Source organism: Micromonospora sp. NPDC048868 (assembly GCF_043198195.1).
GTDB lineage: Bacteria > Actinomycetota > Actinomycetes > Mycobacteriales > Micromonosporaceae > Micromonospora > Micromonospora reichwaldensis.
In genome coordinates, this window is sequence record NZ_JBICUN010000008.1 from 50,746 (window position 1) to 71,050 (window position 20,305).

Consider the following 20,305-nt stretch of genomic DNA (forward strand, 5'->3'; position numbering starts at 1 on the left):
GCTGTGGGTGATCTTCGTTGTCGTGTCGCGGCGTGTCGCGGCGGCTTCTGCGGGGCAATTCCTGAAGGCGGCTATAGGGTTGCCGTGTCGAGGGGTGCACGTCCCGGAAACGACGTGTCACCGCACTGGCGGGGAGGTTGTCCGGATGCACGAGCCGCGAGATCCCGATCCGGGTACGGAGCTGGACGAGCCGGGTGTGGCGCCGCCGGGGTGGGCGACCGAGGGTGACGGTGCCGTGGGCTACCGGGGTGTGACGGCCTGCCATGCGGTGGGGATCAGCTACCGGCAGTTGGACTACTGGGCCCGTACCGGGTTGGTGGTGCCGAGTGTGCGCGACGCTTCGGGTTCGGGCACGCAGCGGTTGTATTCGTTCCGGGACCTGGTGGTCCTGAAGGTGGTGAAGCGGCTGCTGGACGCCGGGGTGTCGTTGCAGAACATCCGCAAGGCGATCGAGGCGCTGCGTTCCCGTGGGGTGGCGGACCTGGCGGGCATCACGTTGATCTCCGATGGCACGACCGTGTATGAGTGCCGGTCGCCGGAGGAGGTGGTCGACCTGTTGCAGGGTGGCCAGGGCGTGTTCGGTATCGCGATCGGTGGGGCGTTCAAGGAGATCCAGGGGTCCCTGTCGCACCTGCCGTCTGAGCCGGCGACGTCGGTGGAGCCGCAGGTGGCGGCGGAGCCGGTGGGTGACGAGTTGGCGGCGCGTCGGGCGCGTCGCCGGGCCGGCTGAGGTTTCGGCGCTCGGCTGATCCGACGGGCGCACAGTGCCCGCACGACGTGGCCCGCCCCGCGATCGTCGTCCACGACCGGGCCGTTCCGGCCGCTGTGGGGTGGGGGCCTGCGGCGGTGTGGCGTGCGCCACGTCCTGACCTGTCGGCTTGTTGACACTTCTGACGATCATGGCAATCCTGTCTGCGTCGTTGCGCCTGTTTCGCACGTGGGTCGCTGTCCGTCGGGTGTGGGCAGTAGCGGGCCCGGTGTGCGCGACGACGCAGGCAGCGGGCGGCGACGCTTGCCCGACGATCGGATTGAGTGCGAAGTGCAGACCGACGTGGATGCCGGCGCGAGGGCGGCGGGCGCCGACGTGCGGGCCGGGGGCGCGGAGCGCTGTCCCGTGTCGCACGCGTCCGGCTCGCCGGTGGACGTGACGGCGGAGGCGGTGGAGTTCCTGCACCTGTACCACGAGGAGCGTCGGCTGCCGGGGGTGGCTGAGCGGGTCGCGCGGGTGCGGGAGGAGATCGCGGTGACCGGCACGTACCGGCACACCGGCGACGAGTTGGTGCACGGCGCGAAGGTGGCGTGGCGGCAGTCGGCGCGCTGCGTGGGGCGGGTCCGGTGGGCGGGGTTGCGGGTCCGCGACCGCCGTGGGGTGACGACGGTGGCGGGCATCGCGGGGGAGTTGGCGCGGCATCTGGCGGTGGCGGACAACGGCGGGCGGATCCAGTCGGTGATGACGGTGTTCGCGCCGGACCGGCCGGGGGTGGGTCCGCGGGCGCGGCTCTGGAACGACCAGCTGATCCGCTACTGCGGGCACCGGATGGACGAAGGGGCGATCCTGGGTGATCCGGCGCAGGTGGCGATGACGGACGCGGTGCGGGCGCTGGGGTGGCATCCGCCGCCGGTGCCGGGCCGGTTCGATCTGCTGCCGTGGGTGATCGAGACGGCGTACGAGGATCCGACGTTGGTGGAGGCGCCGCGGGATCTCGTGCGGGAGGTCGCCCTGACGCATCCGGCGTATCCGTGGTTCGCGGAGTTGAGGTTGCGCTGGCACGCGCTGCCGGTGATCAGCAACATGCGGTTGCGGGTGGGTGGGGTGGACTACAGCTGCGCCCCGTTCAACGGGCACTACCTGGGCGACGAGGTCGGCACCCGGAACATGGGTGACGGGGACCGGTACGACCAGTTGCTGCCGGTGGCGCGGGGGTTGGGGTTGGACACCTCGCGGGAGGACACCCTGTGGCGGGAGCACGCGGCTCTGGTCATCAACCAGGCGGTGCTGCACTCGTTCCGTTCGGCGGGGGTACGGGTGTCGGATCCGCACACGGAGTCGGAGCTGTTCATGCGGTTCTGCGCGCAGGAGGAGCGGGCGGGCCGGCCGGTGCACGGCGACTGGTCGTGGCTCAACGGCAGTGTGGGGTGGGCGGCGTTGCACGCGGTGCACCACCGCTACTACGACACGCGGGTGCCGAACCCGAACCTGTGGCAGACCGATCGTGCGTACGGTCCGGCGGGTGTCGAGGCGCTGTCCCTGCGGCAGCGGCACGACGCGGCTCGTCGGCGGGAGGGCTGAGGCATGGACGTGGTGGCGCTGCGTCAGAGTTGGGCCCAGCTCTCGGTGGCCGGGCCGGAGGCGGCGAAGTACTTCTACGCGACGTTGTTCCTGATCGCGCCGGAGACGCGTGCGATGTTCCCGACGAACATGCAGTACCAGCAGGACAAGTTGCTGGCGGCGTTGGGGCACATCGTCACCCACGTCGACGACGAGCGGGAGGTGACGGCGTTCGCGCAGCGGTTGGGCGCCGATCACCGGCGTTTCCAGGGCGAGGACCGGCAGGGCCGGCCGGTGCCGTTGACGGAGTGGCACTACATCCGGGTCGGGCAGGCGTTGCTGGCGACGTTGGAGCGGTTCCTGGGTCCACGGTGGACGCCGCAGCTGCACGCCGAGTGGGCCGGGGCGTACGAGTTGGTGGCGCGGTTGATGCTTGCCGGGGCGGTGGAGGCGGAGCGGACGTCGCCGCCGTACTGGGAGGCGGAGGTCCTGGCGGTGCAGCGGCGGCGGGCCGACGTGTGTGTGTTCACGGTCCGTCCGAACTACCTGTGTGAGTACCTGCCGGGGCAGTCGCTGCCGGTGCAGGTGCCGCAGTTGCGGACGTGGCGGTATCTGTCGCCGGCGAACGCGCCGCGTCCGGACGGGACGATCGAGTTCCACGTGCGGGCGGCGGGCCGGTTCTCCACGCATCTGGTGCGCAGGCTGCGGGAGGGTGACCGGGTGCTGTTGGGCTCGCCGGTGGGGACGGCGTTGTCGTCGTACGACCGGTCGCCGGGCCTGCCGTTGCTGCTGGTGGCGGGGGGCACGGGGGTGGCGCCGCTGCGGGCGGTGGTGGAGGCGTTGCGGCTGGGGCCGGGGCGCTCGACGACGCTGGTGGTGGGGGGACGGACCCCCGACGACCTGTACGACGACGTGGCGTTGCGGGAGTTGGCGGCGGGCGCGCCGGCGCAGTCGTGGCAGTCCGGGTGGCTGCGGTACGTGCCGACGGTGGAGTCCGGCTGGCAGTGGCAGGGGGCGGTGGGCACGGCCGGTGAGACCGCGGTGCGGTTGGGTCCGTGGCACGACACCGAGGTGCTGGTGTGCGGCAGCCCGGAGATGACCGGGGCGACGGTTGCGGCGTTGACGGCGTCGGGGGTGCCGCGGGAGCGGATCCTGGTGGAGAGTTACGACCATTGCCTGTATCCGCCGCTGGCGGGCGCTGCCGCCGCCGCGCCGGACGACTTCAGTTGGACGGGTGTGCGATGAGCGTCGACCACGGCGACCGGGTGGTCGCCGATGCGCACGGTGAGCTGACCCGGGCCGTGGGCGCGTTGGAGGCGCGCCGGTTCCGGGGCGGTCGGTGGCTGTCCGCCGACGAGGTGGCGGGCCTGGCCCGGTCGGCCGACGAGCGGGTGGCGTTGCTGGGCGGTGAGGTGGACCGGTTGCGGCGGGAGAACGAGGGCCTGGCGCGGCAGGTGGAGATGTTGCGTCACGGCGCGTTGCCCAGCACCGGCGCGCAGGGCCCGGATCCGATGGTGATCGAGTTGGCGGTGCGGGCGCAGGACGAGGCGAACCGGACGATCGGTGAGGCCAGCGCGGAGGGCGCGGAGATCATCGCGGAGGCGCGGCGGCAGGCCGACGAGATCATCGCCGAGGCGCACGTGCTGGCCGGGGGTGTCGCCGGCCCGTCGGGGGCGGGGGGCGAGGAGTTGCGGCGGCAGGTGCGGGAGCTGGAGGGCCGGCAGGCGGCGTTGGTGGCGGCCGTGACGACGGCGCAGCAGCACCTGGGCCGGTGGCAGGCGTACCTGTCGGAGCAGTCGGAGCAGTTGCACTCCGACGCGGAGGCGGCCGGGGCGGTCGGCGCGCAGCTGCGCGCCGTGCTCGGCGAGTAGCGGCGTCGCCTGGCCGCCGGGACGCGGGTCAGTGCCGGTCGACGGCGGCGACGGCGTCGGCGATGGGGGTGTTGCCGCCGACGAGTTCCAGGATCGCGCCGGCGTTGTGCGGGTGGTGGAGCAGGGCGACGAGGACGCGGGCGACGTCGGTGCGGGTCACGGCACCCGCGGGGGCGTGGCGGGCGAGGGTGATCCGCCCGGTGGGCGCATCGTCGGTGAGCTGGCCGGGTCGCAGGATCGTCCAGTCGAGGTCGCGGCCGGTCAGGTCGTCCTCGGCGGCCTTCTTGGCGCGCAGGTACGCCGCGAACACCTCGTCGGTGCCGGCGGGTGGTTCGCCTTCCACACCCATCGAGGACAGCAGCAGGTAGCGGCGGACGTCGGCGCGTTGCGCGGCGTCGGCGAGCAGGACGGCGCCGGCCCGGTCGACGGTGTCCTTGCGGGCGGCGCCGCTGCCGGGGCCGGCGCCGGCGGCGAAGAGGACGGCGTCGGCGCCGGCGAGGTGGGTGGCGAGTTCGTCGGCGTCGACGTGTTCGAGGTCGGCCACGACGGGCTGGGCGCCGGCGGCACGCAGCGCGGCGGAGTGGTCGGGGTTGCGGATCAGCCCGACGGCGGTGTCGCCGCGTCCGGCGAGTTCGCGGTGGGTCAGCTGGGCGATCTTGCCGTGTCCTCCGGCGATGACGACGCGCATACCGCCAACCTAGCCGCCGTCCCGCCACGACGTGGCCGGTCGCCGCAGGGTGGTCGCCTGAGGCAGCATGGACGGGTGACGGAGACGGTCGACGCGCTGGCTGGCCTGGTGGCCGGCGGTGGTGTGGTGGTGTTGAGCGGGGCGGGCCTGTCCACCGAGTCGGGCATCCCGGACTACCGGGGGCCCAGCGGCGCGGCGCGGCGGCACACCCCGATGACGTACCAGGCGTTCACGCGCGACGCGCAGGCGCGGCGGCGCTACTGGGCGCGCAGCCACCTGGGGTGGCGGGTGATCGCGCGGGCGGCCCCGAACGAGGGGCACCGGGCGGTGGCGCGGCTGCAGGCCGGCGGGCTGGTCGAGGGGATCATCACGCAGAACGTGGACGGGCTGCACACCGCCGCGGGCAGCCCGGGGGTGGTGGAGTTGCACGGGCGCCTCGACGAGGTGGTGTGCCTGGGCTGCGGTAACCGGACGTCGCGGGAGGAGTTGGACCGGCGGCTGCGGGAGGCGAACCCGGGCTTCGACGCGCGGGCCGCGGCGGTGAACCCGGACGGTGACGTGGATCTCGCCGACGACGAGGTGGCCCGGTTCCGTACGGTCGACTGCACGTTCTGCCGGGGCGGCATGCTGAAGCCGGACGTGGTGTTCTTCGGGGAGATGGTGCCGGCGGCCCGGGTGTCCCGCTGTTTCGAGCTGGTGGCGCGGGCGCGGCTGCTGCTGGTGCTGGGTTCGTCGTTGACGGTGATGTCGGGTCGCCGGTTCGTGGTGCGCGCGGCGAAGCTGGGCATTCCGGTGGTGATCGTCAACCAGGGCCCGACCCGGGGCGACGGGTATGCGGCGTTGACCGTCGACGCGCCGTTGGGGCGGCTGCTGCCGGCGCTGGCCGACCGGATGGTTGGCGATGCCGCGGCGGGGCTGGCGGGCGTGGGCCGGTAGCGGCCTGCCGGGGGTGCGGGGCCGGCTGCTCATCGACGGTTGTCGCCGGCGGGGGTACGACCTCCGGTGGGCGGTGCGGCGCTGGTAGCGTTGACCATGCCGGCAGCACCCACGTGGGAGAGACCGCCCAGCAGCATCCGGGGCGGCGCCGAAGGGGCAAATCCTCCCCGGAACCTCTCAGGCAAAAGGACCTCGTGGGCAGGCACTGTGGAGCGCCTCGCGGGCGCGACAGAGGGGGAGGCCGACCTGTCGACCTCGCCCCGGGAGCGCCGCCCATGACCGCAGAGCAGTTCGCCGCCCGCCACATCGGCCCTGATCCGGACGACGAGCGCCGGATGTTGGAGGCCGTCGGCTACGGCTCGGTCGAAGAGTTGATGGACGCGGCGATTCCCGAGGTGATCCGCTGGCACGGCACCCTGGACCTGCCGGAGCCGGCCAGCGAGCACGACGCCCTCGCTGAGCTGCGGGCCCTGGCGGCCCGCAACACGGTGGCCGTGTCGATGATCGGTCTGGGCTACCACGGCACGCACACCCCGGCGGTGATCCGCCGCAACGTGCTGGAGGATCCGGCCTGGTACACGGCGTACACGCCGTACCAGCCGGAGATCAGCCAGGGGCGGCTGGAGGCGCTGCTGAACTTCCAGACCATGGTCACGGACCTGACGGGGTTGGCCACCGCGAACGCGTCGATGCTCGACGAGGGCACCGCCGCGGCGGAGGCGATGACGCTCGCGCGCCGCGCGTCGAAGAGCAGGAGCCCGGTGTACGTGGTCGACGCCGACACCCTGCCGCAGACCATCGCGGTGATCACCAGCCGGGCCGAGCCCCTCGGCATCGACGTGCGGATCGTCGACACCGGGCGCGACGAGTTGCCGGCGGAGTTCTTCGGGCTGCACCTGCAGTACCCGGGGGCGTCGGGGGCGGTGCGTGACCAGGCGGCTCTGGTCGAGGCGGCGCACGCGGTCGGGGCGTTGGTGACCGTGGCGGCGGACCTGCTGGCGCTGACGCTGCTGCGCGCGCCGGGGGAGATCGGCGCCGACATCGCGGCCGGCACCACCCAGCGTTTCGGCGTGCCGATGGGCTTCGGCGGGCCGCACGCCGGCTACCTGGCGGTGCGGGCGGGGCTGGAGCGGATGCTGCCGGGCCGGCTGGTGGGGGTGTCGCGTGACGCGGACGGCAACCCGGCGTACCGGCTGGCGTTGCAGACCCGGGAGCAGCACATCCGGCGGGAGAAGGCGACCAGCAACATCTGCACCGCGCAGGTGCTGCTGGCGGTGATGGCCGGCATGTACGCCGTCTACCACGGCCCGGAGGGGCTGCGGCGCATCGCTCGCCGTACCCATGACATGGCGGTGCGGTTGGCGGCGTCGCTGCGGGGTGTCGACGGCGTCGAGGTGGTGCACGAGGCGTTCTTCGACACCGTCCTGGTGCGGGTGCCCGGCGGCGCGGAGGCGGTGGTCGCCGACGCCGCGGCCCGGGGGGTGAACCTGCGGCTTGTCGACGCCGACCACGTGGGGGTGTCCTGCGACGAGACCACCACCCCCGCGCACCTGCGGAAGGTGTGCGACGCGTTCGGGGCCACGGTGGCCGGGCGGCCGGTGGCCGTGGCGGACGCGCCGGTCACCGGCGCGTTGCCGGCGGCGCTGGCCCGTACGTCGGACTTCCTCACCCACGCGGTGTTCCGCAGTCACCACTCGGAGACGGCGATGCTGCGCTACCTGCGGCGACTGTCGGACTTCGACTACGCCCTGGACCGGGGGATGATCCCGCTCGGGTCGTGCACGATGAAGCTCAACGCCACCACCGAGATGGAGCCGGTGAGCTGGCCGGAGTTCGCGCACGTGCACCCGTTGGCGCCGGACGCGCAGACCACCGGCTACCGGGAGATGATCTCCCAGTTGGAGGGGTGGCTGGCGGAGGTGACCGGCTACGACGCGGTCAGCGTGCAGCCGAACGCCGGTTCGCAGGGTGAGCTGGCGGGCCTGCTGGCGATCCGGGCGTACCACCGGGACCGGGGTGAGGGGCACCGGGACGTGTGTCTGATCCCGTCGTCGGCGCACGGCACGAACGCCGCCAGCGCGGTGATGGCGGGCATGCGGGTCGTCGTGGTGGGCTGCGACGACGGCGGCAACATCGACCTGGTGGACCTCGACGCGAAGATCGACAAGCATCGGGACGCCCTCGCGGCGATCATGGTGACGTATCCGTCGACGCACGGGGTGTACGAGACGGGCATCGCGTCGCTGTGCGCGAAGGTCCACGACGCCGGCGGTCAGGTGTACGTCGACGGGGCGAACCTCAACGCGCTGGTCGGGTTCGCCAAGCCGGGGAAGTTCGGGGCGGACGTGTCGCACCTGAACCTGCACAAGACGTTCTGCATCCCGCACGGCGGCGGCGGTCCGGGGGTGGGTCCGGTGGCGGTGCGGGCGCACCTGGCGCCGTTCCTGCCGGGCGATCCGCTGGGCGTGCACGTCGACGGCCGGCCGGCGATCTCGGCGGCGCGGTACGGATCGGCGGGGATCCTGCCGATCCCGTGGGCGTACCTGCGGATGATGGGCGCGGCGGGGCTGGTGCGCGCCACCGGTGTGGCGGTGCTGGCGGCGAACTACGTGGCGGCGCGGCTGCGCGGGCACTTCCCGGTGCTGTACGCGGGCAACAAGGGCCTGGTGGCACACGAGTGCATCCTGGACCTGCGGCCGCTGACGAAGGCGACCGGGGTGAGCGTGGACGACGTGGCGAAGCGGCTGATCGACTACGGGTTCCACGCGCCGACGATGTCGTTCCCGGTGGCGGGGACGCTGATGGTGGAGCCCACCGAGAGCGAGGACCTGGCCGAGCTGGACCGGTTCTGCGACGCGATGATCGCCATCCGGGCGGAGATCGACCGGGTGGCCTCGGGGGAGTGGCCGGCCGGCGACAATCCTCTCGCCAACGCCCCGCACACCGCGGCGATGGTGTCGGGCGACGAGTGGCCGCACCCGTACCCGCGGTCGGTCGGCGCGTACCCGGCCGGGGTGCAGCGGGCCGGGAAGTACTGGCCGCCGGTGCGGCGCATCGACGGCGCGTACGGCGACCGGAACCTGGTGTGTTCCTGCCCGGCGCCGGAGGCGTTCGAGGACTGACGTCGCGTGACGCCGGGGCGGTCGTGGTGCCGCCCCGGCGGGTGCGTCGACCTGGGCGGGGGGTGTCCCGACCGGGGGACCAGCTCAGATCGACGAGTGCAAAAGGCGTGACGCAGCGTGACAGGGGTCAGGCGACGAGGGCGTGTCGGGCGGGGCCGCGGTGGGGGGCGATGCTGCTGCCGTCGGGGAGGAGTTCGCCGGTGTCCTCGAAGACGATGACACCGTTGCAGAGCAGGCTCCAGCCCTGCTCAGGGAAGCAGGCGAGGACCCGGGCGGCGTCCCGGTCGGTCGCTTCGGCGGAGGGGCAGGTGGGTTGGTGCTGGCACATCGGGTTCTCCGGACTGTGGGGGCACTGTGTCATGGTTCACATGACCAGTGACGCACAGTACCAAGCGAAAGTGGCCGGCATCGAGCAGGTATGCGCGTCGTTTTTCCGAAATCCACTGAACGGATGAGACAGGATGGGCCGGACGGCGTGGACACGCTCCCAGGACTGACGGTCGGCGCGCCGGGAGCGCCGGCCGGCTGCCGCCGTACCCTCGTCGAGCGGGCCCGCTGGCAGTGGCGGCCCGCCGACGACGGCGACCCGGCGGCGCGGGCCGAGGAGTTCCTCGCCGCGCACGGCCTGCCGCTGCACGACCTGGCCCGCCCCGCCGGCCGCCACGACGCGGCCGGGGTGTGCGGGGCCGCTCTCTACGTCTCCGCGGCCGCCGGCGCCGCCCTGGTCGGCGCGTCGGCCGGCGCCGCCAACCCCGTGACCGGGCTGCCCGAGGTCGTCGTGGTCGTCTACGGCCACGGCCCGGGCACGCCGCCCGGCGCAGTCGGTGCGCCCGCCGCCCCCTGGTGGCGCGGCACCTTCGCGGAGAGCTGGACGCCCCGCCAGCACGCCGACGCCGTGAGCGCGGTCCGCGCGGCGATCGGCCGCGGCGACGTCTACCAGGTCAACGTCGTCGGCCACGCCGCCGCCCGCTACACCGGCGACCCCCTGCCGGCCCTGAGCCGGCTGGCCGCGCTGCCCGGCGCCCGCTACGGCGGCACCCTCGCCGGGTCGGGCTGGGCGATCGGCTGCGCCAGCCCCGAGACCCTGGTGGAGCTGACCGACGGACGCCTGATCACCAGGCCGATCAAGGGCACCCGACCGGCCACCGCCGCCGGCCGCGCCGAACTGCTCGCCTCCGCCAAGGAACGCGCCGAGCACGTGATGATCGTCGACCTGGAACGCAACGACCTGGCCCGCGTCGCCCGCACCGGCAGCGTGCGCGTCGACGAGCTGTTCGCCGTACGCCGGTGGTGCGACCTGTGGCAGGCGGAGTCGACGGTCTCCGCGGCGGTCGCCGACGGGCTCGGCCTGGCGGACCTGCTGCGCGCGGTCTGCCCCGGCGGCTCCGTCACCGGTGCTCCGAAGCTCGCGGCCCTCGACCGCATCGCCGCGCTGGAGCCCGTCGGCCGGGGCGCCAGCATGGGCGCGCTCGGCTGGGTCGCCCCGGGCCGCATCGACCTGGGCCTGACCATCCGCACCGCCGCCGTGGACGCCGAGCGGGTGCACGTGTGGGCGGGCGGGGGCATCACGTGGGGCAGCGATCCCGACGCCGAGGTCGCCGAGGCCGCCGCGAAGGCCGCCCCGGTGCGCGCGGCGCTCGCTGGCGGCTGAGCGGCGAACCCCACCGGCCGGTCGGCGCAGCCGCCGGGCTGCGCACGTTGGAAGAGGCGCCGCGCCGGCCGCGTCCGGTGAGATGGGCCGTACTCCACGCCACCCGGGCCGGGGCGTGCGCAGCCGAGGCGGTCCCGATGTACCAGCAACCCCTGCAACCCGTCGGTGGGTCGCTCGCGCTGAGTGCCGCCTGTGCCGCGCTGCCCCTGCTCACCCTGTTCGTGCTGCTCGGAGTCGTGCGTACGCGGGCGTGGGTGGCGGCGTTCGGCGCGCTGGGCGTGGCGGTCGTGCTGGCCTGGTGGCTGTGGCGGATGCCGCTGCCGCAGACGCTGCTGGCCGCCAGCCAGGGCGCCACCTTCGCCCTCTTCCCGCTCGTCTGGACGTTCGCGACGGCGATCTGGATCCACCGCCTGACCGTGCACACGGGGCACTTCGACACGCTGCGGCAGGGCTTCGCCCGGATCAGCGACGACCGCCGCGTGCAGGCCCTGGTGATCGCGTTCTGCTTCGGGTCGCTGCTCGAGGCCCTGGCCGGGCAGGGCACGCCGGTCGCCGTGACCACGGTCATGCTGCTGGCCCTCGGCTTCACCCCGCTGCGGGCGGCCGCCGTGGCGCTGGTCGGCAACACGGTGCCGGCCGCCTTCGGGCCCCTCGGCCTGCCGATCACCACCCTCGCCGGGGTGACCGGGCTGCCCGCCACGGAACTGGGCATGATGGCCGGCCGGCAGGTCCCGGTGGTCGCGGTCGTCGTCCCGCTGGTCCTGCTCGTCGTCGCCGACGGCCGCCGGGGCGTGCGCGAGCTGTGGCGTCCGGCGCTGGCGTGCGGCGGCGCGTTCGCGGTGGCCCAGTTCGTCACGGCGAACTGGCTGACGGCCGCTCTCGCCGACATCACCGCCGCGTTCGCGGGGGCGGGCGTCCTGCTGCTCGTCGTCCGCCGTGGCGTGGTGCGGCGGACGGTCCCCGTGCCGGTCGGCGGCGGGCCGCGGGAGCGCGACGCCGGCCTGCTGCCGGAGCGCGCCGCCGGTGGGTTGTCGGAGCCCGACGCGCCGGCGCCGGCAGGCTCGCGCTGGCGGGCGTACGCCCCGTACGCGACGATCGTGGCGGTCTTCGCCGTCTCCCAGGTGCCGGCCGTCAAGCGGCTGCTCGACGCCGGCACGCTCGCGTTCTCCTGGCCCGGACTGCACGTCGTCACCGCCTCCGGTGCCCCGTCACCGCTGACCACGTTCCGGTTCGCCTGGCTCGCGGCCCCCGGATCGCTGCTGCTGGTGGCCGGCCTGATCACGGTGGCGCTGCTGCGGGTGCCGCCGCGCGAGGCCGTCGGGCTCTACGGGCGCACCCTGTTCGAACTGCGGTGGGCCGTGCTGACTGTGGTCGGGCTGCTGGCGCTGTCGTTCACCATGAACGCCTCCGGGCAGGTCGCCACCCTGGGCGTCTGGATGGCCGGCGCGGGCGGCCTCTTCGCCGTGCTGGCGCCGGTGCTCGGCTGGCTCGGCGTCGCCCTGACCGGCTCGGACACGTCGTCCAACTCCCTGTTCGGCGCGCTCCAGGTGGCCGCGGCGCAGCGGGCCGGCCTCGATCCGGTCCTGCTGGCCGCGGCCAACGCCTCCGGCGGCACCCTCGGCAAGATGATCAGCTTGCAGAACCTCACGATCGCCGCCGCGGCGGTCGGACTCACCGGCCGCGAGGGCGACCTGTTCCGGCGGATGTTCGGCCCGAGCGTGCTGCTGCTCGCCCTGATGTGTGTGCTGGTCGGGCTACAGGCGACGCCCCTGCTGTCCTGGATGGTGCCGTAGCCGGCGCCTTGGGCGCTTCGCGGCCGGGACAGTGGCGGCTCGTCCTCAGGTGCGCGGTGCTTCGTCAGCGGCGCTCGGCGAAGTCGTCCAGCGCCGCCACGACCCGCTCCGCCATGCCGTTGGCGGATCCGTGTCCGGCGGTCTCCAGCAGTTCCAGCCGGGCGTCGGGCCAGGCCTGGGCCAGCTGCCACGCCACCTCCGGTGGGCTGCTGATGTCGAGCCTGCCGTGCAGCAGCACGCCGGGGATGCCGGCCAGCCGACCCGCCTCGCGCAGCAGTTGCCCCTCCGGCAGGAAGCATCCGTTACGCCAGTAGTGGGTGACCAGCCGGGCCTGCAGCATGCGGAACACCGGGTCGTCGTAGCGGGGGTCGGGCCGGTGACCGGGGGCGGTGGCGACGTGGGTGTCCTCCCAGTCGCACCACTGCCGCGCCGCCCGTTCGCGCACCGCCGGGTCCGGGTCGGCCAGCAGCCGGGCGTACGCGTCGGCCAGGTCGCCGTCGCGCTCGGCCGGCGGCACGCCGTCGCGGAAACGCGCCCACTCGGCCGGGAAGATCCGCCCCATCTCCCGGGTGAGCCACTCGATCTCCCGTCGGGTGCCGGAGGTCACGCTGAACAGCACCAGCTCGCTGACCTGCTGCGGGTGCCGCTGCGCGTACGCCAGGGCGAGGGAGGCGCCCCAGGAGGCGCCGAGCACCAGCCAGCGGTCCACGCCGAGGTGTTCGCGCAGCAGTTCGATGTCGGCGATCAGGTGGTCGGTGGTGTTGGTGGACAGGTCCACGTCCGGGTCGGCGGCGTGCGGGGTGCTTCGGCCGCAGCCCCGCTGGTCGAACAGGACCACCCGGTAGCGGGCCGGGTCGAACAGGGTCCGCCAGCCGGGCGTGCAGCCGGAGCCGGGCCCGCCGTGCAGCACCACGGCGGGCTTGCCGTCCGGGTTGCCGCAGGTCTCCCAGTGCACGCGCTGCCCGTCGCCGACGTCGAGCATCCCGTGCGCGTACGGCTCGATCGGGGGGTATCGCTGCGCCATCGTCGTTCCCTTCGTGATCATCGATACAACAGCGCTGTTACATTAGCGGAGTGACAGCCGTACCTGAACGTGAGGCCCTGGGCACGCTGCTTCGGCACGTGCTCGACGTGCTCGATGGCGACGTCGCCACGGTCTACGCCGAACGGGGCCTGCCCGACTACCGGCCCCGGTTCTCGCCACCGCTGCGGGTGCTTGTCGCCGACGGGCCACTGCCCATCCGCGACCTGGCCCGCCGGGTCGGGGTCACCCACTCGGCGGCCAGCCAGACCGTCGCGCAGATGGCCCGCGCCGGCCTGGTCGAGCTGACCGCGGGGGCGGATGCCCGGCAACGCATCGTGCACCTCAGCGGCCGGGCCCGCGAGCTGCTTCCACTGATCGAGGCGGAGTGGGCGGCGACGACCGCCGCGATACGCGAACTGGACACGGAACTGACGGTGCCGCTGGCCGACGTGCTGCACGAGGTCCTCGCCGCGATGCGCCGACGGCCGCTGCGCCAACGCATCGCCGACGCGGGCCTGCCGCCCTCCCCGGACCCCGGCCCGCCGCCGGCCGCACCACACTGACGGCGGCCGGCCCGCCCGCAGGCCCCGCGTGCCGGCGCCGCACCCGATGTCGGCAATTTGTCCTGACGTGCACCGGCCGACGGTTGCAGACTGTGCCGGTGGCCATCACCCTCACCGTCCGCGTGCTCGACGCCAACCTCGGCGCGGTGCCCGGCGCGCTCGTCGTGCTCGACGCAGGGCAGGGGACCACGGACGGGGCCGGACGCTGGAGCACCGTCGTGTCCCACCAGCCGACAGTGCCGCAGATCCGGGTCAGCCATCCGGCGTACGTCGCCGAGCGGGTGACCTTCACCGGAGACATGCGCTCCGCCACGTGGGACAACTCCCTCGCCCGCCGCGCGGTCTCCGGCGACGACGTGACGATGACCGTGACACTCGGGCGGATGGACCCGTCGCCGGTCGTCACGCTCTCCGACGCCGACGTCACGCGGATCATGGCCAGCCGGGGGCGCGACCCGAGGGCCGCACGGGTCGTGGGCTGGCCCAACAACCCGCAGATCCACACCTACGCGGGGCACTACAACAACACGCTGACGTTCCGCCAGGCCAACCGGGAGCTGCTGAAGCCCGCAGCCGCCGCCGAGACCGACGCGGGCTGGGACCGGTTCGGCGAGAAACGTGAGGTCACTGTCAACATCGCGGCGTTGAGTCGGTTCCACTTCCTGGAGTACGCCGCGACGCAGTCCGATCCGAAGTTCGTCGTCGCCGTGGTGTCGCCGAACCTGCCGGACCCCAAGCCCGTGACGAGTCTGGACTTCGTCGTCTACTGCAGCCCCAGCACCGGCGACTACACCGCCCGGTACCCGTACGGGCTGGTCAACGCGGCGGCGCCACTGCAGGAATACCTGAACCTGGCCCGCAAGTACCTTCTCGACGAGGCCTTCTTCGCCTTCCAGTCGCTGGGCTGGGGCAACCGCTCGGTGCTGGTGATGCCGCTGTTCCCGCAGGGGCAGTGGGGCCCGTTCGCGACCGGCGAGGGGCTGCTGCGGATGTTGCGTGAGGTCGCGGTGTTCCTGCACCGGCAGTGCCGCACCAGCAGCCTAGGGCTGCGCAAGCCCGACGCCACCGCACACGAGTTGGCCGGGCCCAACCTGCGGACGATCTTCCCGCCGCTCTACTCCGGTGACTTCGGCGCGGTGCCCGCCGTCGGGCAGGTGGCGGTCGCCGGCTTCAGCCAGGGCATGGGCGCGGTGAAGGCCCTCATGTCCGACCTCACCTTTCCCGTGGGGCTCAACTCCACTCTCTGGGGCGTGCCGATGGGCGGCGGCACCGACGGCCGGCGGGAGTGGGCCCGCGCGTTCCGCGAGGTGTGGGACCTCGACGGCCACCACAGCGGCACCGGCGGTTGGCGCGCCTACCTCGACCTGCTGCGGGTGTGGTTCAACCACGACCCGGGCCGGGTCGTACGCAGCTACCACTCGGGCGACACCGGTCCGCCCGACCCGCTGACCGACCCCCATCCGGTGTGGAAGGACCTGCGCGGCGCCGGCCTCGACCTCGACCGCCCGACGCCACCGGCACGGGGCACGTTCTGGGCGCGGCTGCTGCAGAACGCCCGCTGGACGGACCTGCGGGTGTCGAACCCGTACGTGGACGGCAGTTCGGGACCGCAGCTGCCGGTGTTCCTCGACCCGCACCACACCATCCCCCGGATCGGGTTCTCGCACGCCCTGTCGATGACCACCCTCGGCCGGGCGGCAGCGCCGCGCCCCTAGCCGCCTGCGGCGGGACAGGACAGACGGACATCCGATTACGGCAGGATGTGAACCCGTCACCGGTCGTACGATCCAGGCGTCACCCCCGCGCATCGGCCGAAGGGGCATCATGGCGATCACCGTCACGTTCAGCGGCAAGGCTCCCGTCGCCGGGGCCGACCCCGGCTACCGGATCTGGTCCTACACGATCGAGCCCAACCCGCCCGGAGAGATCCCGGCCAACCAGCGGATCGCCCTCGGTCTGCCACGCGACATGGACGTCCGGGACCCCAGCGAGTTCCCGAACACCCCCGCGCTGGCCAACATGTTCCTCATCCGCGAGGCCGGCTCGTCGCGGCAGTACGCCGGCCGGCTCACCAGCTCGGCGGGCACGCAGACCATCTCGTTCGTCGCGCCGGCCGCCGAGGCCACCGCCGAGACGCTGCTGGTCAAGCTGGTGACCGGCCAGTCGCCGGCGCCGCTGCCCTTCGCCACCGTCCCCGGCGGCACGTCGGCTCCGGCGCAGGTGCTGACCGCACCCGTCAACGGCCCGCCGGTGCACACCGGCCGGCCCCTGACCGCGTTCGCCGGCACCCTGCCGTACGCCAGCGAACTTTTCGGCATCTACCAGCCGCTGGCGGGCTGGTTCGGCATGCAGAACGCGCTGCGCGTCGCCCACGGCGCCACCGACCGCGCCCTGCTGGACCTCGACCACGAGTCGTTCTCCAGGGCCGAGGCGGCGAGCACGCTCGACGACGCGGCGCTCACCGCCCTGGCGGAGCACTTCGACGCCCCGATCCGTGGGGTGCTCTCGCCGGTCGGGCTGGTGAATCTGTTCCGGCAGTACTTCTTCGAGTTCGACACGTTCCTCGGTCCGCCCGCCGGGCACCTGTGGCTCAGCCCGGGCGGCACCGTGGAACTCGTCGAGACCAGCACGCGGCGCACCCTTGTCGAGAAGACCGCCGAGCAGTTCGAGGAGACCACCCGCAAGGTCGAGGAGAGCCTGACGGAGCAGGAGGACATCGCCAACGCCGTCAAGGAGGACAACGCCAACGACACCAAGCTCGGCATCAGCGCCTCCGGTGGCGCCAACGTCGGTGTCTACCACGCGGACGCCAGCGCCAGCTTCAGCCTGAACGCCACGGTGAAGCGGTCCTCGGAGGAGACCCACAAGCACTCCCGTACGCAGAGCGCGAAGGTCACCAGCGAGATCAAGAGGAACTACAAGACGACGTTCAAGACGGTGACCGAGAGCACCGACCTGTCCAGCCGCCGCTACCTCGTGCAGAACACCACGGGCAAGCTGGTGAACTACGAGCTGCGGCGCAAGATGCGCAAGGTCGGTGTGCAGGTGCAGCACATCGGCGGGCGGCTGTGCTGGCAGGTGTACCTGCCCGCGCCGGGCCGCAACCTGGGCCTGGGGGATCTGGTGCACCTCGTCGCGGCGCCGGACCTCACCGCCCTGCGGAAGCCGGAGCCGCCACCGCCGCTCGTGGCCAGGACGACCCCGTTCACCGGGACGTTCCCCATCCGCAAGGTGCGGGCCACCCAGGACCCGCCGGAAGCGAACATGGAGTTCGTGCACCATTCCCCTCCGGACGCCGAGGGGATCACCGACCACGACAACGCCATCCACGCGGTGGCCCGCATCGACTTCACTCCGTCGCCGCCCGAGCGGGGCTACAAGCTGAAGGACGCGCGACTCGTCTCCGTCGCACCGGGTCGCGCGTTCGTGCCCGACCTGATCCGCACCAACCAGGAGCAGACCGGCTTCGCGGTCTTCGCGAAGTTCTTCCACTCGGGCGACCTCAGCCCGATCAGCCTGACCTTCGACGTCACGTGGGACCCACCGCAGACCAACGAGGCCCACGACCGCTACAACGAGGAGTTGAAGGCCTACCAGGCGCAGGTGGCGGAGCTGCAACGCACGGCGTACGCCTCGGCGGTGCGGGACCGCCTCGGTCTGCTCAGCGCCATGCGCCCACGGCCGTCGCAGGACCTGCGCACGGAGGAACGCCAGGCGATCTACGGGAGCCTGATCCAGAAGCTGAAGCCGTTCGACCTGTTCGCGGACCTGTATCTGGGCTCGGAGCTGCTCCGGCAGATCTTCGACGTCGACGAGATGCTGTACTTCGTGGCACCGGACTACTGGCGGCCCCGCGAGATCACCCCGCCACCCACCACTCCACCGGCGCCTGCCCCGCCCACTCAGACCAGCCTCGGCAAGTACCCGGTGCGGGACCCGAGCGTCCTCGCGGACCGGACCGTGGTCACCTGGTACTCCCACACCGACAAGACGAACACGATGAACCCGGACGGCACGGTCTCCGACGAGTGGCGGGTGAACTACCTCATCACCGAGCAGACCCAGCCGGCCCCCTCGGGCAGCTCACTGGGCTGGTTGATCCAGGCCGACGGCGACGCGCGCCGCAACGAGTTCCTCAACGCCGCGTGGGCCAAGGCGGTCCTGCCCGTACGACCCGGGCGCGAACAGGCGGCGTTGGAGTGGCTCAAGCAGGCCAACGTGGAGGGGCAGGCGGCGCTGGGGCTTCCCTACCCGTTCCAGGAGGGCGATCCCGAGGAGTACCGGAACAAGACGGTCGGGCAGGTCCTGAACATCCTCGCGCTCAAGTTGCAGAAGGACAACACGCAGATCGCCAACACCCTCGTGGCCGAGAAGGTCTTCGAGACCGGGTTCGACCCGCTCGACGGCGGCTTCCGCCCGGCGGCCCCGTACGAGGTCTTCGACCAGTGGATCGAGGTGCTGCCCACCGACCAGGTGGTGGCGGTGGAGGTGAGCTACGACCCCAGGACCGGCCAGCAGTTGTGACGCCACCGGCCCGGGTGTCCGTCACCGGCCGAGCGCGCGGTACCGGCGTACCGCCAGGGGCCCGAACACGGCGGTCAGCAGCAGCGGCCAGGCCACGGCGAGCGCGACGGCGTGCTGCGCGGCGAACGACTCGCCGCCCCAGCCGGGGTTGCCGAACAGTTCCCGGCAGGCCGCGACGGTCGCCGACAGCGGGTTGTACCCGGCCACGGCGGCGAGCCAGCCGGGCATGGTGTCGGGGGAGACGAACGCGTTGGAGGTGAACCCGACGGGCCAGACCAGGATCTGCAGCACCACCACCGACCCGGGCGCGCGCAGCACCAGCGCCAGGTGGATGCCGACCCAGATCAGGGCGAAGCGCAGCAGCAGGAGCAGCCCGACGGCGGCCAGCGCCGCCGGTGCCCCGGCCCGCCACTGCCAGCCGACGGCGACCCCGCAGGCGAGCATGACGGCCAGAGCGGCGGCGCAGTGCAACAGGTCCGCGGCGGCCCGGCCGGTGAGCACCGCCGAGGGCGTCATCGGCAGGGACCGCAACCGGTCGGTGACCCCGCGCGCGGTGTCGGTGGCCACGGCCGCGTACGTCGACTCGATGCCGAAGAGCACCGTCATGGCGAACATGCCGGGCAGCAGGAACTCCCGGTAGTCGCCGCCGTCGGGCACGCTCATCGCGCCGCCGAACAGGTAGCCGAACATCAGCACCATCAGCACCGGGAAGAGCAGCCCGACGACGAACTGCCCGGGTTGGCGCCGCCAGTGCGCCAGCGCCCGGCCGGTGAGGGTGACGGTGTCGGCGAAGGCCCAGCGCACGCCTGTCGTGCTCATGCACCCACCCTGTCCTCGTCGGGGCGGGTGGTGGGGGAGTGGCCGTCGGTGAGCCGCAGGAACACCTCGTCGAGGGTGGGGCGGCGCACCGCGACGTCGGCGGCGGTGAGGCCGGCGTCGTCGAGGGCCCGCAGCACAGCGCCCAGTGCGGCCACCCGCCCGGTGACGGCGACGCTGAGGCGCAGGCCCGCCGCGTCGACGAGCGGGGCCGCGGCGACGGCGGCGCCGACGACGCGCACCGCCCGGTCCAGGTCGTCGGCGCGGGCCAGCACGACGTCGACGCGGTCGCCGCCGAGCGCGGTCTTCAGCTGCTCCGGGGTGCCGTCGGCGACGACCCGCCCGGCGTCGACGACCCGGACGGTGTGCGCGAGCTGGTCGGCCTCCTCCAGGTACTGGGTGGTCAACAGCACGGTGGTGCCGCCGGCGACGAGCCGGCGCACCGCGTCCCACACCTGCGCCCGGGCGCGCGGATCGAGGCCGGTGGTGGGCTCGTCGAGGAAGAGCACCGGCGGGTCGAGGATCAGGCTCGCCGCGAGGTCGAGACGGCGGCGCATCCCGCCGGAGTACGTGCCGACCGGCCGGTCGGCGGCGTCGGTCAGGTCGAAGCGGCCGAGCAGGTCGGTGGCCCGGGCGCGGGCCCGCGCGCCGCCGAGGTGGTGCAGCCGGCCGAACAGGACCAGGTTCTGCCGGCCGCTGAGCACCTCGTCGAGCGCGGCGTGCTGGCCGACCAGGCCGATGCGGGCACGGACCCGCTCGGGGTGGCGCAGCACGTCGGCGCCGGCCACCCGCGCCGCGCCGGCGTCGGGCCGCAGCAGGGTGCTCAGCACCCGTACCGCCGTGGTCTTGCCCGCCCCGTTGGGGCCGAGCAGGCCGCACACGGTGCCGGCGGGCACCGTCAGGTCGAGGCCGGCGAGGGCCTGCGTGCCGCCGTAGCGCTTGCGCAGTCCCTCCGCCTCGACGGCCGGTCCGTCGTGGTGCATCCGCGCCCTCCATCCACTCGACCCGTACACCGTACCGTACGGCATACGGTACGGCGGACGATACA

The 20,305-nt window shown here is 73.3% G+C and carries 16 protein-coding genes and 1 riboswitch; of the genes, 11 read left to right on the forward strand and 5 right to left on the reverse strand.

Going from position 1 to position 20,305, the window contains the following annotated elements; translation table 11 throughout:
* Window positions 1-145: 145 nt before the first annotated feature.
* From ACGFNF_RS14935 to ACGFNF_RS14950, 4 genes are all read left to right on the forward strand, one after another.
* Entirely contained in the window at window positions 146-730 is a 585-nt protein-coding gene (locus tag ACGFNF_RS14935; RefSeq protein ID WP_151454620.1) for a MerR family transcriptional regulator, read from the forward strand.
* A 384-nt stretch (window positions 731-1,114) separates the two neighbouring features.
* A complete protein-coding gene (locus tag ACGFNF_RS14940; protein ID WP_393168627.1) occupies window positions 1,115-2,290 on the forward strand; it encodes a nitric oxide synthase oxygenase in 1,176 nt (391 codons plus the stop codon).
* Between the two features lie 3 nt (window positions 2,291-2,293).
* The gene (locus ACGFNF_RS14945) at window positions 2,294-3,514 is read left to right on the forward strand and encodes a globin domain-containing protein (RefSeq protein WP_393168255.1); all 1,221 of its coding nucleotides are present in this window, start codon (window positions 2,294-2,296) and stop codon (window positions 3,512-3,514) included.
* Window positions 3,511-4,140, forward strand: a complete 630-nt coding sequence (locus tag ACGFNF_RS14950; protein ID WP_393168257.1) for a DivIVA domain-containing protein — start codon at window positions 3,511-3,513, stop codon at window positions 4,138-4,140. Before ACGFNF_RS14945 ends, ACGFNF_RS14950 begins: the two co-directional genes overlap by 4 nt.
* 28 nt (window positions 4,141-4,168) lie before the next feature.
* Here the strand turns inward: ACGFNF_RS14950 and ACGFNF_RS14955 are convergent, their stop codons facing one another.
* Entirely contained in the window at window positions 4,169-4,828 is a 660-nt protein-coding gene (locus ACGFNF_RS14955) for an SDR family oxidoreductase (RefSeq protein WP_393168259.1), read from the reverse strand.
* Window positions 4,829-4,903: 75 nt separating this feature from the next.
* Between ACGFNF_RS14955 and ACGFNF_RS14960 the strand changes: the two genes are divergently transcribed.
* Together ACGFNF_RS14960 and gcvP are read left to right on the forward strand one after the other, a co-directional pair.
* Entirely contained in the window at window positions 4,904-5,764 is an 861-nt protein-coding gene (locus ACGFNF_RS14960; RefSeq protein WP_357578895.1) for an NAD-dependent protein deacetylase, read from the forward strand.
* 104 nt (window positions 5,765-5,868) lie between these two features.
* Window positions 5,869-5,967: riboswitch (glycine riboswitch) on the forward strand.
* Between the two features lie 72 nt (window positions 5,968-6,039).
* Complete coding sequence (gene gcvP, locus ACGFNF_RS14965; protein WP_393168261.1) at window positions 6,040-8,886, forward strand: aminomethyl-transferring glycine dehydrogenase; 2,847 nt, start codon at window positions 6,040-6,042, stop codon at window positions 8,884-8,886.
* Between the two features lie 127 nt (window positions 8,887-9,013).
* Here gcvP and ACGFNF_RS14970 read toward each other — a convergent pair whose 3' ends face one another.
* Window positions 9,014-9,214, reverse strand: coding sequence for a DUF5999 family protein (locus ACGFNF_RS14970; protein WP_151456036.1), 201 nt, complete (start codon window positions 9,212-9,214; stop codon window positions 9,014-9,016).
* A 123-nt stretch (window positions 9,215-9,337) separates the two neighbouring features.
* On the opposite strand from ACGFNF_RS14970, the gene ACGFNF_RS14975 reads away from it, so the two are divergent.
* Window positions 9,338-10,537 (forward strand): chorismate-binding protein, encoded by a 1,200-nt coding sequence (locus tag ACGFNF_RS14975; protein ID WP_393168263.1) that lies wholly within the window; start codon window positions 9,338-9,340, stop codon window positions 10,535-10,537.
* Window positions 10,538-10,674: 137 nt separating this feature from the next.
* Complete coding sequence (locus ACGFNF_RS14980; protein WP_357578898.1) at window positions 10,675-12,330, forward strand: L-lactate permease; 1,656 nt, start codon at window positions 10,675-10,677, stop codon at window positions 12,328-12,330.
* A gap of 64 nt (window positions 12,331-12,394) precedes the next feature.
* Here the strand turns inward: ACGFNF_RS14980 and pip are convergent, their stop codons facing one another.
* Window positions 12,395-13,354 carry a prolyl aminopeptidase gene (gene pip / locus ACGFNF_RS14985; RefSeq protein ID WP_357578899.1) on the reverse strand — a complete coding sequence of 320 codons (960 nt, stop codon included), beginning with the start codon at window positions 13,352-13,354 and terminating at the stop codon, window positions 12,395-12,397.
* Between the two features lie 50 nt (window positions 13,355-13,404).
* Here pip and ACGFNF_RS14990 point away from each other — a divergent pair, with 50 nt between their 5' ends.
* The 3 genes from ACGFNF_RS14990 to ACGFNF_RS15000 all read left to right on the forward strand — a co-directional run bounded on the left by ACGFNF_RS14990 (window position 13,405) and on the right by ACGFNF_RS15000 (window position 18,441).
* Window positions 13,405-13,917 carry a MarR family transcriptional regulator gene (locus ACGFNF_RS14990; RefSeq protein WP_357578900.1) on the forward strand — a complete coding sequence of 171 codons (513 nt, stop codon included), beginning with the start codon at window positions 13,405-13,407 and terminating at the stop codon, window positions 13,915-13,917.
* A 98-nt stretch (window positions 13,918-14,015) separates the two neighbouring features.
* Window positions 14,016-15,632, forward strand: coding sequence for a hypothetical protein (locus ACGFNF_RS14995; RefSeq protein ID WP_357578901.1), 1,617 nt, complete (start codon window positions 14,016-14,018; stop codon window positions 15,630-15,632).
* 109 nt (window positions 15,633-15,741) lie between these two features.
* Window positions 15,742-18,441: a hypothetical protein gene (locus ACGFNF_RS15000; protein ID WP_393168266.1), complete on the forward strand. Its 2,700-nt coding sequence runs from the start codon at window positions 15,742-15,744 to the stop codon at window positions 18,439-18,441.
* A gap of 21 nt (window positions 18,442-18,462) precedes the next feature.
* Here ACGFNF_RS15000 and ACGFNF_RS15005 read toward each other — a convergent pair whose 3' ends face one another.
* Together ACGFNF_RS15005 and ACGFNF_RS15010 are read right to left on the reverse strand one after the other, a co-directional pair.
* Window positions 18,463-19,260 carry an ABC transporter permease gene (locus tag ACGFNF_RS15005; RefSeq protein ID WP_393168268.1) on the reverse strand — a complete coding sequence of 266 codons (798 nt, stop codon included), beginning with the start codon at window positions 19,258-19,260 and terminating at the stop codon, window positions 18,463-18,465.
* Window positions 19,257-20,240, reverse strand: coding sequence for an ATP-binding cassette domain-containing protein (locus ACGFNF_RS15010; protein ID WP_393168270.1), 984 nt, complete (start codon window positions 20,238-20,240; stop codon window positions 19,257-19,259). The genes ACGFNF_RS15005 and ACGFNF_RS15010 overlap by 4 nt, the downstream gene beginning before the upstream one ends.
* Window positions 20,241-20,305 lie beyond the last annotated feature (65 nt).

Coding starts and splice junctions, on each gene's coding strand:
- ACGFNF_RS14935 (WP_151454620.1), top strand. CDS start 146: ATGCACGAGCCGCGAGATCCCGATCCGGGTACGGAGCTGGACGAGCCG.
- ACGFNF_RS14945 (WP_393168255.1), top strand. CDS start 2,294: ATGGACGTGGTGGCGCTGCGTCAGAGTTGGGCCCAGCTCTCGGTGGCC.
- ACGFNF_RS14950 (WP_393168257.1), top strand. CDS start 3,511: ATGAGCGTCGACCACGGCGACCGGGTGGTCGCCGATGCGCACGGTGAG.
- ACGFNF_RS14955 (WP_393168259.1), bottom strand. CDS start 4,828: ATGCGCGTCGTCATCGCCGGAGGACACGGCAAGATCGCCCAGCTGACC.
- gcvP (WP_393168261.1), top strand. CDS start 6,040: ATGACCGCAGAGCAGTTCGCCGCCCGCCACATCGGCCCTGATCCGGAC.
- ACGFNF_RS14970 (WP_151456036.1), bottom strand. CDS start 9,214: ATGTGCCAGCACCAACCCACCTGCCCCTCCGCCGAAGCGACCGACCGG.
- ACGFNF_RS14975 (WP_393168263.1), top strand. CDS start 9,338: ATGAGACAGGATGGGCCGGACGGCGTGGACACGCTCCCAGGACTGACG.
- ACGFNF_RS14980 (WP_357578898.1), top strand. CDS start 10,675: ATGTACCAGCAACCCCTGCAACCCGTCGGTGGGTCGCTCGCGCTGAGT.
- pip (WP_357578899.1), bottom strand. CDS start 13,354: ATGGCGCAGCGATACCCCCCGATCGAGCCGTACGCGCACGGGATGCTC.
- ACGFNF_RS15000 (WP_393168266.1), top strand. CDS start 15,742: ATGGCGATCACCGTCACGTTCAGCGGCAAGGCTCCCGTCGCCGGGGCC.
- ACGFNF_RS15005 (WP_393168268.1), bottom strand. CDS start 19,260: ATGAGCACGACAGGCGTGCGCTGGGCCTTCGCCGACACCGTCACCCTC.
- ACGFNF_RS15010 (WP_393168270.1), bottom strand. CDS start 20,240: ATGCACCACGACGGACCGGCCGTCGAGGCGGAGGGACTGCGCAAGCGC.